At 54.3% G+C, this 15,655-nt stretch carries 16 protein-coding genes; 10 read left to right on the top strand and 6 right to left on the bottom strand.

All coding sequences use genetic code 11. The features are described 5' to 3' along the window. The coding region (locus F7R27_RS18745; protein ID WP_206060563.1) for a hypothetical protein at positions 1-277 on the top strand (277 nt) is incomplete at its 5' end. Between the two features lie 82 nt (positions 278-359). Here the strand turns inward: F7R27_RS18745 and tyrS are convergent. Beyond that, the gene (gene tyrS / locus F7R27_RS18175; protein WP_151705692.1) at positions 360-1,655 is read right to left on the bottom strand and encodes a tyrosine--tRNA ligase; all 1,296 of its coding nucleotides are present in this window, start codon (positions 1,653-1,655) and stop codon (positions 360-362) included. Between the two features lie 169 nt (positions 1,656-1,824). On the opposite strand from tyrS, the gene F7R27_RS18170 reads away from it, so the two are divergent. Both F7R27_RS18170 and F7R27_RS18165 read left to right on the top strand, forming a co-directional pair. Next, positions 1,825-2,640 carry a M23 family metallopeptidase gene (locus F7R27_RS18170; RefSeq protein WP_206060562.1) on the top strand — a complete coding sequence of 272 codons (816 nt, stop codon included), beginning with the start codon at positions 1,825-1,827 and terminating at the stop codon, positions 2,638-2,640. Next, positions 2,640-3,746: an anhydro-N-acetylmuramic acid kinase gene (locus F7R27_RS18165; RefSeq protein WP_151705691.1), complete on the top strand. Its 1,107-nt coding sequence runs from the start codon at positions 2,640-2,642 to the stop codon at positions 3,744-3,746. The genes F7R27_RS18170 and F7R27_RS18165 overlap by 1 nt, the downstream gene beginning before the upstream one ends. Positions 3,747-3,806: 60 nt before the next feature. Here the strand turns inward: F7R27_RS18165 and erpA are convergent, their stop codons facing one another. Together erpA and argC are read right to left on the bottom strand one after the other, a co-directional pair. Further along, a complete protein-coding gene (erpA, locus tag F7R27_RS18160; RefSeq protein WP_420846638.1) occupies positions 3,807-4,142 on the bottom strand; it encodes an iron-sulfur cluster insertion protein ErpA in 336 nt (111 codons plus the stop codon). Between the two features lie 80 nt (positions 4,143-4,222). Next, a complete protein-coding gene (gene argC / locus F7R27_RS18155) occupies positions 4,223-5,257 on the bottom strand; it encodes an N-acetyl-gamma-glutamyl-phosphate reductase (protein WP_151705689.1) in 1,035 nt (344 codons plus the stop codon). A gap of 125 nt (positions 5,258-5,382) precedes the next feature. Here argC and thiE point away from each other — a divergent pair, with 125 nt between their 5' ends. From thiE to F7R27_RS18140, 3 genes are read left to right on the top strand one after another with little or no spacing between them, the layout of a single operon-like run. Beyond that, on the top strand, positions 5,383-6,003 hold the full coding sequence (thiE, locus tag F7R27_RS18150; RefSeq protein ID WP_151705695.1) for a thiamine phosphate synthase: 621 nt from the start codon (positions 5,383-5,385) through the stop codon (positions 6,001-6,003). Between the two features lie 53 nt (positions 6,004-6,056). Next, positions 6,057-7,349, top strand: a complete 1,293-nt coding sequence (gene hemL / locus F7R27_RS18145) for a glutamate-1-semialdehyde 2,1-aminomutase (protein WP_151705688.1) — start codon at positions 6,057-6,059, stop codon at positions 7,347-7,349. Positions 7,350-7,352: 3 nt separating this feature from the next. Then, positions 7,353-7,967, top strand: coding sequence for a hypothetical protein (locus F7R27_RS18140; RefSeq protein WP_151705687.1), 615 nt, complete (start codon positions 7,353-7,355; stop codon positions 7,965-7,967). On the opposite strand, the gene F7R27_RS18135 is transcribed toward F7R27_RS18140, so the two are convergent. Continuing rightward, positions 7,961-8,548: a tetratricopeptide repeat protein gene (locus F7R27_RS18135; RefSeq protein ID WP_151705686.1), complete on the bottom strand. Its 588-nt coding sequence runs from the start codon at positions 8,546-8,548 to the stop codon at positions 7,961-7,963. The two genes, F7R27_RS18140 and F7R27_RS18135, sit on opposite strands and share 7 nt — an antisense overlap. 9 nt (positions 8,549-8,557) lie before the next feature. Continuing rightward, on the bottom strand, positions 8,558-10,924 hold the full coding sequence (gene mrcB / locus F7R27_RS18130; RefSeq protein ID WP_151705685.1) for a penicillin-binding protein 1B: 2,367 nt from the start codon (positions 10,922-10,924) through the stop codon (positions 8,558-8,560). Between the two features lie 45 nt (positions 10,925-10,969). On the opposite strand from mrcB, the gene F7R27_RS18125 reads away from it, so the two are divergent. Together F7R27_RS18125 and F7R27_RS18120 are read left to right on the top strand one after the other, a co-directional pair. Then, a complete protein-coding gene (locus tag F7R27_RS18125; protein ID WP_151705684.1) occupies positions 10,970-12,499 on the top strand; it encodes a bifunctional aminoglycoside phosphotransferase/ATP-binding protein in 1,530 nt (509 codons plus the stop codon). 1 nt (position 12,500) lies between these two features. Next, complete coding sequence (locus F7R27_RS18120; protein WP_151705683.1) at positions 12,501-12,827, top strand: Rieske (2Fe-2S) protein; 327 nt, start codon at positions 12,501-12,503, stop codon at positions 12,825-12,827. A 52-nt stretch (positions 12,828-12,879) separates the two neighbouring features. On the opposite strand, the gene F7R27_RS18115 is transcribed toward F7R27_RS18120, so the two are convergent. Continuing rightward, positions 12,880-14,049, bottom strand: a complete 1,170-nt coding sequence (locus F7R27_RS18115; RefSeq protein WP_151705682.1) for a pyridoxal phosphate-dependent aminotransferase — start codon at positions 14,047-14,049, stop codon at positions 12,880-12,882. Positions 14,050-14,298: 249 nt separating this feature from the next. On the opposite strand from F7R27_RS18115, the gene dksA reads away from it, so the two are divergent. Continuing rightward, on the top strand, positions 14,299-14,730 hold the full coding sequence (dksA, locus tag F7R27_RS18110) for an RNA polymerase-binding protein DksA (protein WP_151705681.1): 432 nt from the start codon (positions 14,299-14,301) through the stop codon (positions 14,728-14,730). Positions 14,731-14,757: 27 nt separating this feature from the next. After that, positions 14,758-15,654: a tRNA glutamyl-Q(34) synthetase GluQRS gene (gene gluQRS, locus F7R27_RS18105; protein ID WP_240776438.1), complete on the top strand. Its 897-nt coding sequence runs from the start codon at positions 14,758-14,760 to the stop codon at positions 15,652-15,654. Position 15,655: the final 1 nt, after the last annotated feature.

Genomic DNA, 15,655 nt, shown 5'->3' with positions numbered 1-15,655 from the left:
CGCCCACTTGTATTACCTGATCAACTTGTTAAAGAGCGGCTTGAGTTTCGTCTCAAGCGAGGCGCATATTCTAGCGCCTGCCGATTCATTGTCAAGGAGTTTTTTCAGCTTTTCGATCATTTTCATGCCGATCCGCGCACTCATTCAACAACCGATAAATTCACTTAAAACAATTCAAAAACAAATGCTTAACTACTGTGAACCCATCCTGGTGACTGCTCCCTTGCGGGCCAGCACCTCAATCGAGGAGGCGAATTCTACAGAGACTGAAATTTAAGTCAACAGATAAATCATTAAAATCTGCATTTTGATTTCAGCCACCCAGAATAAGCCTCCGGGCGGCCGATTACAGCACCTAATCAGGCTCTGAAAAAGAGGTGATGCTTCTTCTTGCCCAACTTCACAAGATAGAAGCGACCGAACTTCGATGCTTCAGGCGCAAACAGTGAGGCAGCCTGCATATTCTGCTCCAGACCACAGGCAGTCTCATTGACCATGACGGAGTTCCTCTGCAACGCATCTTTGATCTGCTTGCCGCTTGCCGCCAAGCCTGCATCTGCCAGCAAACTGGTCAGAGGCAACTCATCCAGTTCAGCCGGCAACTCACTCGCAGGCAAGCCATCCAACTGCAACTGAGTGTAATCATTTTCATTCAACTGACTCGCATCACCGGAAAACAGCGCCTCAGTAATACGACGCGCTGCCTGCAGCGCCTCCTCACTATGCACCAGACGTGTCACCTCTTCGGCAAGAATGCGCTGTGCCTGGGGCCGGCCTTCAGCTGCCTTATCTGCATCTTCAATCTCCTGAATCTGATCCACGTCCAGGAAGGTGAAGAAGCGCAGGAAACGATAGACATCTGCATCAGGCGTCTGGAGCCAGAACTGGTAGAAGGCATAGGGTGACGTTTTCTTCGGAGCCAGCCACACGGCACCACCTTCAGTCTTGCCGAACTTGGTACCATCGGACTTGGTGATCAGCGGCAGAGTCAGACCATGAGTGGGCGCGCCATTCATGCGTCGCACCAGATCGATACCACTGGTGATATTACCCCACTGATCCGAGCCACCTATCTGCAGCGTGCAACCATATTGCTGATTCAACTGCTGGTAATCATAAGACTGCAGGATCTGGTAGGTGAACTCAGTAAAGGATATACCGGAGTCTTCACGCTCGATGCGCTGACGTACCGACTCCTTCGCGATCATCTTGTTCACCGTGAAGTGCTTACCGACATCACGCAGGAAGCTCAAGACATCAACACTGGCAGTCCAGTCATAATTGTTGGCCAGTATCGCCCCATCTTCATCGTTGAAGTGGATGAACTGACTGATCTGCGCCTTGAGGCACTCACTCCAGTTCGACACTACCTCGGCAGAGTTCAACTGCCTTTCCTGCGCTTTGAAGCTGGGATCACCGATCAGACCTGTTGCACCACCAACCAGCGCGATCGGCCTGTGGCCGTAATCCTGAAAACGCTTCAGCATCAACAGCGGCACAAGATGACCAAGATGGAGACTGTCTGCCGTCGGGTCGAAGCCACAATAGAGAGTCACTCTATTTTCTGCCAGATGCGCAGCCAATTCTGCCTCATCCGTCATCTGGGCGATCAAACCACGTGCTTTAAGATCCTCTATCAGTGTCCGCTTGCTCATCTGTTCTGCTTATCCATTCTGGAATTGAGATTGAATCCCGTATTCTAACCGGCCGCCGCGTGCATACAAGTCTATTTACCAGCTTAGTGCTTATAGGCGTGCAGCCACTCTTGGTTTACACTGGCAGATCACCTGATGATCTGCAGACATGCTCAACTGAGGCGACACGGTGCCAGGACTTATTCGATTCTTCCATCAACATCCGCTCTCAACTCACTTTCTGGCGGGATTGATCAGTGCAGCCATTTTGCTACCCGTCATCTGGACGCTGCTACAGATGCGTGAGACCCAGCCAGCTTCCACAGTCAATACCACGCCTGTTGAAACCACCCATAACGCCAACCAGTTTCGCATTCATCAGGAAACTCCTGACAATCCACTGGTAGAGCATCTGGCAATTGATCACGACAGCGTTCAAACAATGCGCACCGCAATAAACATACCTCATGATGCGATGCAGTTGAATCACTTCACCACCCCCTTCCTCGGCACACCTGTAGAGGGAGGCCGTATATCTTCCACCTTCCAACCAGACAGGCGACATCCGATACTGGGCATCATCCGCCCTCATCGAGGGATTGATTATGCAGCACCTTATGGCACCCCCGTCAGAGCCACCGCGAGCGGTACGGTGATCCGCGCCTCACGCAAAGGCAGTTATGGCCACACGGTCATACTGCAGCATGGTGACAGGATATCCACCCTCTATGCCCACCTGAGTCAGTATCGCAAAAACCTGATTCCCGGTGAGCAGATACGCCAGGGCGAGGTAATAGGCTATGTTGGCTCATCTGGATTGGCTACCGGTCCGCATCTTCATTATGAACTGCGCATTGACGGCTCTCATCATGACCCGATCCTGGCCAAAAATGCACTGAACAACTCCACGCCTGAGTTACCACTCATGGTGCAGCAGGACACGAGCGAGCGCTCATTCTTTCGCCAGAGATCTTTTACCCAAGCATCTGACAGGACAGTTTTTTGATGAGTACACGCTATTTTATCGGCCTGATGTCAGGCACCAGCCTGGACAGTATTGATGCCGTACTGGTAGACCTGTCACAAGGATTCGAGCTCGTCGCCAATCATAGCAGCCCTATCTCTGACAGCCTTCGCAACAGGATACTGACACTGACTCAACCCGGCGACAACGAGATAGAGCTGATGGGACGGCTTGACGTCGAGCTGGCCAACACTTTTGCAGCGTCAGCATCAGCACTGCTGCAAAAATGCAATCTGAACCCTGACCAGGTGATCGCGATCGGCAGCCACGGACAGACTCTGCGCCACCGCCCTGAGGCAGGCTTCACGTTACAGGCGGGCGACCCAAGCCTGATTGCAGAGCTGACCGGCATCACTACCGTAGCCGATTTTCGGCGCAGAGATATTGCCGCCGGTGGTCAGGGAGCACCTCTGGTGCCCGCTTTTCACCACGCACTTTTCTCAGAACAGGGCACGGATCGTATTATTATTAATGTCGGGGGAATGGCCAATCTGACACTGCTACCGGGCAAGACAGACAAAACCGTGACAGGATTTGATACCGGGCCAGGAAATGTCCTGATGGACAGTTGGATAATGCAGCATCTTGAGCTCCCTTATGATGCTGATGGTAACTGGGCCCGACAAGGCACCGTTTTGCCAGACCTGTTGAAACAACTTCTCTGCGAACCTTTTTTCCAGCAACCTGCACCCAAGAGCACTGGGCGCGAACTGTTCAACAATGACTGGCTGGCCAGACATCTTGATGCCTACCCAACAGCGACAGCGCCTTGCGACGTTCAAGCCACGCTAACGGAACTGACTGCTGTCACCATCGCGGATGCCATCGCTAACCAGCCATTAAGCAGGCCGGATCTTTACCTTTGCGGGGGAGGTAGTCATAACGCACTGCTGAAAGAGCGCTTACAGGCACTGCTACCGGAGTACCGTATCGCCACCACCGAAGCACTCGGACTTGATCCAGACTGGGTGGAAGCTGCCGCATTTGCATGGCTGGCATCGAGAGCAATGGAAAAGAAAAGCGGCAACCTGCCAGCCGTCACTGGCGCAAGGGGCGAGCGGATTCTCGGCGGAATTTATACAGCGTAGGAAAGTCGGCGGAGGAACGAGGTGCCCTCTGCCGTATTCAAGATGTGAAGCAAACGATTTTCAGATGGAGAAGGAAGAACCACAACCGCAAGTGCTGCTGGCATTCGGGTTCTTGATCATGAACTGTGAGCCATGCAATCCCTCTTTATAGTCCACCTCAGCACCTACAAGGTACTGGATACTCATGGGATCAACCAATAGCGTGACACCGTCAGTGACGATGGCCGTATCATCTTCTGCAGCCGCTTCATCAAAAGTAAAGCCATAAGAGAAGCCAGAGCAACCACCGCCCGTGATGAACACACGCAGTTTGAGATTGTCGTTCTGTTCTTCTTCGATAAGACCCTTTACCTTCGCCGCAGCTGCAGGCGTAAAGTTAAGTGGTGAGTGTTGCATTATGTCCGCCATATAAATAGCCAGCCTCCCGATTCAGCGCCATCATTGTCGCTAAACCGAGTAAAACAGTCAAGTATTCATCAGGGCAACATGGCAACCTGCTGCAGACCTTCATTCTCCGGGCGGTCGAACATGATGTTCATTACCTGGACCGCCTGCCCCGAGGCACCCTTCACCAGGTTATCGATCACCGACAGCACCACGACCGTATCATCATCCTGTGGACGGTGGATACTGATGCGGCACATATTGGAGCCTTTCACACTGCGAGTTTCGGGATGACTGCCTGCCGGCATCACATCCACAAACGGCTCATTAGCGAAGCATTCCTCGTAAAGTGCCTGCAAGCCATGATCAACCGGGTCTTTCAAGACAGAGTAGAGTGTTGCATGGATTCCCCTGATCATCGGCATCAGATGCGGCACAAATGTAAGACCGACAGGGCGACCAGCCGCCAGCGTCAATCCCTGCCGAATTTCGGGCAAATGACGATGCCCGGGAACACCATAAGCCTTGACGCTCTCGCTGGCCTCACATAACAGCGTACCGACACTGGCACCGCGACCGGCACCACTGGCACCCGACTTGCAGTCCGCGACGAGACGACGATGATCCACCAGGCCTTTTTCCAGCAACGGCAGATAACCCAACTGTACCGCCGTCGGATAGCAGCCCGCACAGGCGATCAGCCTGGCATCACGAATCTGCTCACGGTTAATTTCGGGCAGGCCATAAACGGCTTCAGCCACAAGATCCGGACAGGTGTGCTTGAGCTTGTACCATTGCTCCCACAGTGCCACATCACGAATCCGGAAATCAGCCCCCAGATCGATCACCCGCACACCCCTGGCAATCAGCTCAGGCGCCATACTCATCGCGACACCATGAGGCGTGGCAAAGAACACCACATCGCACTGCGCCAGCCGCTCGACATCCGGAACACTGAACGCCAGATCGTAGTGACCTCGGAGGTTAGGGAACATCTCTGACACCTGCATTCCATCCTCGGATCGCGAGGTAATCACCTCTACCCGAACCTGCGGATGGTTTGCCAGGATGCGTAAAAGCTCAACCCCGGTGTAGCCTGTCCCCCCAACGATACCTGCCTTGATCACGTCAACCTCTCACTTAACGATTCAATAATATTTTAACCGGAACCACCTGCCGCAGATCGGGCAGGATTTTCAGTTGCGCCTTGGTCTATAATACAGACCCCGTTTATCTATGACTATCTATCTTGATGATATCCCGACTGCACGGACTCTACGCCATTACCGACAGCACACTGATGTCGGACACCTCAACACTGCTACAGTCAGTGGAGGCAGCGCTGCTTGGTGGCGCCAGCATTATTCAGTATCGTGACAAGTCTACTGACTCCGAGAAACGACTGACCCAGGCACGTTTGCTAACAGACCTTTGCCAACGCTATGCGCGACCTCTGGTCATCAATGATGATGTGGCTCTGGCTGAAGCCGTTGGCGTCGGAGTACATCTGGGGCAGAAGGATGGCGACCCGGAAGCTGCCCGCAAGCGCCTCGGCAACACCTGCATCATCGGCGTCACCTGCCATGACCGTCTCGATCTTGCACTCAAGGCCCAGCAACAGGGGGCTGACTATGTTGCTTTCGGTGCTTTTTTCCCCTCGACCACCAAGCCTGATGCAACCCCTGCGCCACTTACACTTCTACAGGAAGCGAAGCAGCAACTGAGCTTACCGGTGGTGGCGATAGGTGGTCTGAGTGTGGATAATGCCCCAAAGGTAATTTCAGCAGGCGCCGATATGGTTGCCGTGATACATCAGCTGTTTTCAGCATCCGATATCACGCATCAAGCGCAGAGATTCACAGCTCTTTTTTGATAATGCAGGTCCTAAGGCCTGATCTCCAGAGTTTGATTATAAAGGTACTTATCATGTCCCGTTCCAGCACTTTGTTTCAAGCAGCCCAGATTCATATCCCAGGTGGTGTCAACTCTCCCGTCCGGGCGTTCAAAGGGGTTGGTGGAACACCTGTCTTTTTCAAAAGCGGCCAGGGTGCCTATCTGATTGATGAAGATGACAAACGCTATATAGATTATGTCGGCTCCTGGGGCCCGATGCTGCTCGGCCACGCCTACCCACCCGTCATTGACGCCGTGCGCAAAGCGCTGGATAAGGGACTTGGATTTGGCGCGCCCACCGAGATAGAGATACAGATGGCCGACAAGGTCTGTGAACTGATGCCATCAATCGAGATGGTGCGCATGGTCAGCTCCGGCACAGAAGCCACCATGAGCGCCATCCGACTTGCGCGCGGATACACCGGGCGTGACAAGATCGTAAAATTTGAAGGTTGTTACCATGGTCATTCCGACTCACTGCTGGTCAAGGCTGGCTCCGGCGCGCTGACCCTGGGTGAGCCCAACTCGCCGGGCGTCCCTGCCTCTCTGGCTGAGCACACCATTACCCTGAACTACAACGATATCGAGAATGTGCGCCAGGTATTTGCCGAAATCGGCGATCAGGTCGCCTGTATCATCGTGGAACCGGTTGCCGGCAACATGAACTGCATCCCCCCAGTACCCGGATTTCTGGAAGGCCTGCGCGAAGTGTGTGACCAGTATAATAGCGTGCTGATTTTTGATGAGGTGATGACCGGCTTCAGGGTTGCACTGGGCGGCGCTCAGGCGCTGTATAACATCAAACCTGATCTGACCACACTGGGCAAGGTGATTGGCGGTGGGCTGCCGGTCGCAGCCTTCGGCGGCAAGCGCGAGATCATGGCTCATATTGCACCACTGGGTCCGGTCTATCAGGCGGGCACTCTGTCGGGCAACCCACTTGCCATGGCTGCTGGCCTGGCCATGCTGGATGCCCTGAGCCAGGGTGATATCTATGAGCAGCTATCGGCTGCCACTGAGTATCTGACTGAAGGCATGTCTGCCATTGCAGCCAGACATGGCATCCCCTTCACCACCAGCAGTGTGGGAGGAATGTTTGGCCTGTTCTTCACTGAACAGGAACAGGTGACAAGCTTTGCTCAGGCGACCAGCTGCGACACAGTTCGTTTCAGCCGCTTTTTCCACTCCATGCTGGATCGCGGCATCTATCTGGCTCCTTCAGCATTCGAAGCCGGATTTATCTCAGCTGCGCACACTGAAGCCGATATCGAAGCCACACTCAAGGCTGCCGATGAAGCCTTTGCCAACCTGAACAAAGATATCTGAGTCATGCAGATACTCTCCAGTATCGCCCTGTTGCTCAGCAGCGTCCTGACCTGCCTCTGGCTGCTGCAGCAACACAAGGGGCTTGAAAGCGAAGCGCACCATCTGGTGCGGGTGTTTGCCGTAAGCAGTCTTTTTCTGGCTGCCGACGCCATGGGCAATATGCTGCTGAGCAGCGAGGGAACCGATCAGGCGACGCTCAGGCTGATGCTGAACAATCTGGCACTCTATGCCGCCCTGCCTCTGATCGCGACAACCCTGCTCGCCATGGCTAAAGGCTGGCACTGGTCAATGGCTGGATGGGGGCGCTGGCTACTCGGACTGATCGCTTTTTTCGAGCTGACGCGCAGAATGGAGTATGGGAACTACTATACTCAATTGATGCTGTTACTGGTCGTGGCGGCAATAGGTTTTGGTAGTCTGCTGGCTCCGCAACTCAAGGCCAAAGCCGCAGGCTCAAGTGCGGCCCTGCTGCTTTTGCTGCTGGCACTTTTTGCAAGTCCAGCACCCCTGCTCTCTGCCAGCGCCCAACCGGCAATACAGTATCTACTGCTCGCCATCTCCCTGCCACTTATGGCAGTGACACTGCACTGGCAGCTTAAGATGGCCCCCGCTCAGTAGCGGGAGGCCTCCTGACGCGCTCTGTCGGCACCCGCCTGATCACCGACATCACCTCTTATCAGCGATATCAGAACCCACAGTCGCCGCAATTGCAGCGACTGTCCTTCTGCCACCTCGACCCCTCTCAGCGCTACCTGCTCAGCCTGAACATACTGCCCCTGCTGCCGCTGTACATCCGCCAGTTCGAAATAGATTTCTGGATCACGCGGGGCTATTCTCAAGGCACGCTCCAGACGACTCTGTGCCGAACGCAGATCCCCCTGTCCAACATCAGAGCGGGCACTATCCAGCAGAGCCACTACCGCAGGATTGGCGGAGACAGGCACTGACCCGCTCTCAACCGGAGGCTGTACACGGGAATCATCCAGCGGCTGCCCCTGCTGCTGAGGACGGAAGACAGGAATCCCCTCTATCGGCTGTACAATGACACCGGACGGAGGTGCTTCGGGCGCTGCAGCGGGTCGCTGTGTCATACCTGTTCGATCACTACGATCTTCAACAGGTATGTTATAGGGAGCTGGACTGGTACAGCCTGCTATAAACAGGGCGGTACCCACCAGAACTGTTATCTTCTTTTTCATCAACTTTCCTCACCGGAACAGATTTATGAACCAGTCTACCGGGCCACTATCTGAACCCTGCTGCTGTTGTGGTGGCTGTGCCACCCGTCCCTGACCACAATCAACTGACTGAGATGGCAGCGTGCCTGCTATGAATGGCAATTGGCGCGCGCCCTGACAGGAGGGATGAGAACGGAATCCCGTCGACTCATCTATCCAGGCCAGTTCAATCGACTCCGACCGCCCAGTATGCAACGGCTGAGATTTTTCTTCACGCATGAACTCTGTCCAGACCCGCAAGGCACCACCGGAACCGGTAAACGGCAGGCGTTCATTATCATCCCTGCCAACCCAGACAACCGCCAGACGATTACCAGTATAGCCGGCAAACCAGCTGTCTCGCTGATCGTTCGTGGTGCCCGTTTTACCGGCAAAGTTCAGATTATCAGGCAGTTGCTGGTAAGCACTGCGTGCCGTACCTTCGCGACCCGCCTGTTGCAGGGCATATTGAATCAGATGCACATGACGGGCATCCACCTGCTGACGCAATGCAAAGGGGTAGCGTGACAACTCTTCCCCCTCGGCCGTCGTTACCATGCGGATGGCACGCAGCGGTACTCTGAAGCCGTTTGCCGCAAGCGTCTGATACATCTCGGCCACTTCCATCGGCGCCATCGCCTTGGCACCCAGAAGGAGAGAGGGCAAAGCCGGGATATTGCTGCTGACACCGAGGCGTTTCATTACATCAATCACCGCAGGCAACCCGACATCCATGCCCAGATGCACGGTCGACAGATTATATGACTGTGCCAGTGCACGATATAAAGGGACCCGACCATGATTTTTTCTATCAAAGTTCTGCGGTGTCCAGCTTTGCCCATTCGGCAGACGGATGTCGACAGGTACATCGTTGAGCACACTGGAGAGAGTGTACCCCTTTTCCAGAGCCGCCAGGTAAACGGCAGGCTTAACAAGCGAGCCGATAGGACGGAAGGCATCCAGTCCACGATTAAACCCCTGATAGCGAGTATCACGCCCACCTACTATCGCCAGTACCTCTCCTGTCTGAGGGTCAGCGACCACCATGCCACTCTGTAGATTTTTTGCCTTGTCACCGTGCTGTGCCTCCAGAGCCTGCAGTGTTTTCACTACGGCCTGCTCTGCCCGGTATTGCACCAGCGGATCCAGCGCCGTATAAACCATCAACCCCTCGGAGCTGAGGTCCTCATCCCGATAACTCTCGCGGAGCTGTCTTTTGACCAGATCCAGGTAAGCCGGATAAGCCCCCTTATGCAAGCTGCCGATCTGCACCACACCCAATGGCTGCGAAATAGCCTGTTCATACTGCGCAACGCTGATATCGCCCTGATCAACCAGCATCTTGAGCACCAGATTTCGGCGATCAAGGGCTCGCTGCTGATTACGACGCGGATCATAAAATGAAGGTCCCTTGACCAGCGCTACCAGCAGAGCCACCTGAGGCAGATTCAGCTCAGTGATCGGCTGACCGAAGTAGAACTCACTCGCCAGCCCAAAACCATGAATCGCACGATTCCCTTGCTGCCCCAGATACACTTCATTCAGATAGGCCTCCAGTATCTCATCCTTTTCATAACGAAGGTCCAGCAATACAGCCATCGGCAGTTCTAACAGCTTGCGTGACAAGGTCCGGTCAGAAGTCAGGTAGAAGTTCTTGATCAGCTGCTGAGTCAGCGTACTTCCACCCTGAACAAAGCGACCTGCCCTGAGATTAACTACCATGGCACGACTAATCCCTTTGATCGAGATACCCTTATGCTTGTAATAGGCGCGATCCTCTACAGCGATGAGGGCATCGACCAGATAGGGTGGCGCATCCTGAAGCCTGATCAGATCGCGGTCTTCATTGCTGCGCGGGTAGATACCGCCTATGAGAATCGGCTCAAGTCGTGTCAGGGATAGATCTGAATCCGTCAGCTGATCCCGCATCCGCACCAACTGACCGGACGAAAACTCCAGCATCAGACGTCTCGAAGGCTCCTGGCCATCCGGAAAATCGAAACCACGCGTATGGATCAGTGCTCGACTGCCAGAGAGTTCTGCCATTCCCGGACGGGAAGCTGTTGCAACAAACTGATAACCCAGCCCACGCAATTCATGCTGCAGATCGGCAGTTGCAAGCGCCTGCCCGGGGTATAGCTCCAATGGTCGCGCATAAACCTTGGCAGGCAGCGCCCAGCGCTTGCCTTCAAACTTTTCCTTTACCTGAACATCAAGATAGGCCAGACCCACTGCAGCAAAAAGTGCCAGCAGAAGGCCCAGTTTAAGCAGGAATCTGAAAATTCTGGAGAGAATAGAGCGCCCCTTGCGAACACGTCGCCGCCCTTTCTGTCTGTTTGTGACTCTCTTTTTCGGCATCAGACTAGTATAATCCCTGACAACTTTTGCAATTGCTGAGCTGTAATGTTAACAAAACTGATTGAATCGCTGCAGGATCCATCAAGGTTTCCACACCCATGTGAGGCCATAAAGGTCATAGAAACCCACATCTCCTGGCTGATTCTGACGGGCCATTATGCCTATAAAATCAAGAAACCGGTAAACTTTGGTTTCCTGGATTTCACCACTCTGGAGCAGAGGCGTTTCTGCTGCGAAGAGGAGCTGCGCCTGAATCAACGCCTGTCTCCTGACATCTACCTGGAGCTGGTCTCCATCAGCGGCACGCATGATAACCCACTCCTGGGGGATAACTCAGCCCCGATTGAGTATGCCGTCAAAATGAATCAGTTTGATCCGCGCCAGCGCCTGGATCAGATGCTGAAACGCAACCTGTTTGAGGCCCGCTGGATAGACATGCTGGCTGAGCAGATCGCCGACTTTCATCAGCGCATCCCGATTGTCGCATTGAACAGCCCCTGGGGCGAGCCGGAAGCTATCTGGGATGCTGTTTCCGAGAACTACCAGCATATCTGCAAGGTCATAGACGATCCGAACACGCTTACTCTGATACAGCGTCTACTTCAGACAACTGCACAGAATTTTCGTGCCCTTGAAAAGGTGATTCGCAAGCGCAAGCGCTCCGGACATGTGCGCGAGTGTCATGGCGACCTCCATCTGGCAAATATCACACTGTTTCATGACCAACTGCGCCTGTTTGACTGCATAGAATTCAACCTGCAGTTTCGCTGGATCGATACACTTTCCGACCTGTCTTTCCTGCTGATGGATCTGGAAGCCAACAATCAGCCACGCTGGGCCAATCGTTTCCTGAATCGTTATCTGGAACTCACTGGCGACTACGAAGGGGTCTGCCTGTTGAAGTTCTACAAGTCCTATCGCTCCATGGTCAGAGCCAAGGTTGCTGTTCTGGGCCAGCAGCATGATCTGGAAACCTTTCACCACTACCTCAACCTGACCGCCCGCTTCCACAAACAGACACCACCGGTGCTCTTTCTGATGCACGGCGTATCCGGCAGCGGTAAAAGCTATCTCAGCGAAAAACTGGTTGAGGCGATAGGCGCCATCCGCATCCGCTCAGATAACGAGCGTAAGCGCCTGCATCGCGAGTTGAGCCTCAATGGTGAAGACCTGGAGCTGTATGGTGCCGATATGAATACACGCACCCTGCACCATCTGCAGGACACCACCAAACTGCTGCTTAAATCCGGACAAACAGTCGTTGTTGATGCAACATTGATTCGCCAGCGCACCCGGACCGGCTATATCAAACTGGCCGAACAGCTCAATGTGCCCGTACGCATCATCAGCTGCAGTTGTCAGCAGCACCTGATAGAGGCCCGTCTGGCGCTGCGTAATGCTGAGGGCAAGGACCCGTCCGACGCAGATGTATCAGTGATGCTGCAGCAACTGTCAAGCCAGCAGCCGCTGACAGCCAGTGAGCAGATGCTGACACTGCATGTTGATACCCAGGATGATGAGGCGATAGATCAGCTATTGTCCCAACTCCGGGCACAGAACCTGGTGGAGACCTGATATGCTGCTTTGCTCACTTGAACAGCTGCCGGAGCGGGAGGCAAAGGGCTTTGAACTGGAGCAGATGGCAGTTTTTGCTGTCCGCTGCGAAGGCCGGGTATACGTGTATCGTAATTCATGCCCCCATCGCGGCATCCGGCTGGAATGGCAGCCCGATCAGTTTCTGGACTATGAACGTCAGTTCATTCAGTGTGCCACCCATGGCGCACTCTTCAAGCTGGAAACCGGTGTCTGCATTGCCGGCCCCTGTCCCGGCGAGACGCTGGAGCAGATCCCCTGCCGTATAGAGGACGACAAGGTATATCTGCAGCTTACCTCTCAGGGCTGAGGCTCATCCCTGAGAGGCTGACAGGCACCTCAGCACCAGGCCCCTGAGTACTCTATACACCTCGCGCAATTCGCTGTTGCAGTCTGGCCAGCGCCATTTCGATTCGATCAATACCCGTGGTATAGGAGAAGCGCACATACTTCTGCGCCTGATTCTGGCCAAAGTCAGCGCCCGGGGTCACAGCGATGAAATCCTCCTCCAGCAACGACCAGCAATAATCAAAACTGTTATCGGTCAGGTGTGACGCATCCGCATAGACGTAAAAGGCTCCTTCCGGCATCGCAGGGACTACAAAGCCCAACTCACGCAAGCCTCCAACGAGCAAGTCACGACGCTTGCCGAACTCGGCTCTCCTCGCTTCCAGAATTGCCAGCGTCTCTGGCTCAAAGGCGGCAAGCGCTGCATGCTGCGCCAGAGTGGAGGGCGAGATAAACAGATTCTGGGCGAGCTTCTCCAGCTCTGGCACCGCTGCCTCGGGTGCCACGATCCAGCCCAGGCGCCAGCCCGTCATACCGAAGTATTTCGAGAAGCTGTTGATGACAAAAGCCTCATCATCGGTTGCCAGCACTGTCTGGGCATCAACGCCATAAGTCAGCCCATGATAGAGCTCATCCACTATCAGAGCCCCCTGTCTGTCACGAATCACAGCTGATATCTGCAGCATCTGCTCTGACGACACCAGCGTACCTGTCGGATTCGACGGTGAAGCCAGCAAAACTCCTGCCGTGTTGGATTGCCAGTAACGCTTAATCAGCTCAGGCGTCAATTGGAAATTATCTGTCGCCGTCGTTGGCACCTGCAAGCCACGTGCCTCGAGCAAGCGCAAAAACTGGCGATTGCAGGGATAACCCGGATCAGCCATCATGATGTTCTGACCCATATCAGCCAGCAGGGCAAATGTCAGCAGCAGCGCACCGGATGCACCAGCCGTGACAATCACTCGCTCAGCGGGAATACTCAGGCCATAACGGGTCATATAGAAAGAAGCAATTGCCTGACGCAGCTCAGGAATACCGGCAGCGGGAGTATACTGCGTCAACCCCTGATCAAGGGCTGCATGAGCGGCACGAACAATCGGCTGGGCAGTTGTGAAGTCAGGCTCCCCCACCTCCAGATGGATCACATCCTGCCCCAGAGCTTCCAGCTCTCTGGCCCGTTTCAACAGATCCATCACTTTGAATGACTCTATGTCATGCGCTCTTTTTGCCCATTTTGACTGCATAACTGCCCCGTTAGAATATTGATCTACAACAACAGGATTATACAGAAATGTTGCGTCCAGACGCGCCCTCCACAATACTTATCTATTGCTTTTATGACATCAGGACTGGCCTATTGGCTCAGCTTCTGGTAATTTCACCGCGCTTTTACTGTTCCTGGCAGCAAGTCAGGCACAGTATTTTGTGAAGCCAGAACATAGTTGCTGCCAGACTGGCACTATTATCTCCTTGTAATGACGTGAGGCTGCGCCATGCCAAATACAAACAATTCTCCGCTGACTTCTCCACAGCCGTATCAGGCTGAGCAGGGCGAAGATTACATGAATGATGCCCAGAAGCAGCATTTCAGAGAAATACTGCTGGCCTGGAAACAGGAGTTGATGGAAGAGGTCGACAGCACCATTTTGCACCTGAAGGAAGAGGCCACCAACTTTGCAGATCCCAGTGATCGCGCCAGTCAGGAAGAGGAGTTCAGTCTTGAGCTCCGCACCCGTGACCGCGAACGCAAACTGATCCGCAAGATTGATGAGGCACTGGAGCGCGTGGATGACGATGACTACGGCTACTGCGAAGCCTGCGGCGTCGAAATCGGCATTCGCCGCCTGGAAGCTCGCCCCACTGCAACCCTGTGCATTGACTGCAAAACCCTGGCTGAGATCAAGGAAAGACAGCTCGGCGGCTGATCGATCAACCCTTGATAAGGTGCGACCTTGAGTATTGCCGCAGGTTATACCGGCCGGTTTGCTCCCTCTCCAACCGGCCCCTTGCATTTCGGATCTTTACTGGCCGCCCTGGCCAGTTATCTTGATGCCCGCGCCCGAAACGGGCGTTGGCTGATTAGAATAGAAGACCTGGACCCACCTCGCGAACAGCCCGGAGCCAGTGACCAGATCCTGAAAACCCTGGAGCATTTCGGCCTGCACTGGGATGGTGAGGTGGTATATCAGAGTCATCGCCTTGAGCACTACGCAGAAATTGTGCAGCACCTGCTCGACAAGAAGCTGGCTTATCGCTGCCGCTGCAGTCGCAGCGAACTGAAGCAGCGCGATGCACTGTACAGTTATGACGGCTACTGCCTCTCAACCCCTCCTGACCCTGATGCTGAATGCGCCATACGCACGCGCTGTTCAGACAACCTTCTGACATTTGAAGATCTGATCCAGGGCAGGCAAAGCTGGCAGCATGATACCGGACGCGATGATTTCATCATTTTCAGACGCGACGGACTCTTTGCCTACCAGTTGGCTGTCGTGGTTGACGACCATGCACAGGGTGTCACCAGCGTCATCCGTGGCAGCGATCTGCTGGACGAAACCTTTCGTCAACTGCAGCTGCAACACCATCTGGGCTACCCAACACCCGAATACGGTCATATACCCATCCTGTTGAACAGACTGGGACAAAAACTGAGCAAGCAGAACCTGGCACCGGCACTGATCACCGACCAAGCAGTCAAGCAACTCTGGGAAGCACTGAATCTACTGGGCCAGAATCCAGACCCGTCCCTGCAGAGTGCCAGCAGCACTGAACTGCTGGACTGGGCCACGACGCACTGGCAGCGCAACTGCATACCTCGTACACTGGCCATTCGTTCGTCAGGGAGCTGAA

It is taken from the genome of Nitrincola alkalilacustris, from assembly GCF_008973755.1.
GTDB classification, from domain to species: Bacteria; Pseudomonadota; Gammaproteobacteria; order Pseudomonadales; family Balneatricaceae; genus Nitrincola; species Nitrincola alkalilacustris.
Note: the sequence above shows the minus strand (reverse complement) of the source record. Positions and strands in the feature narration are given on the sequence as shown.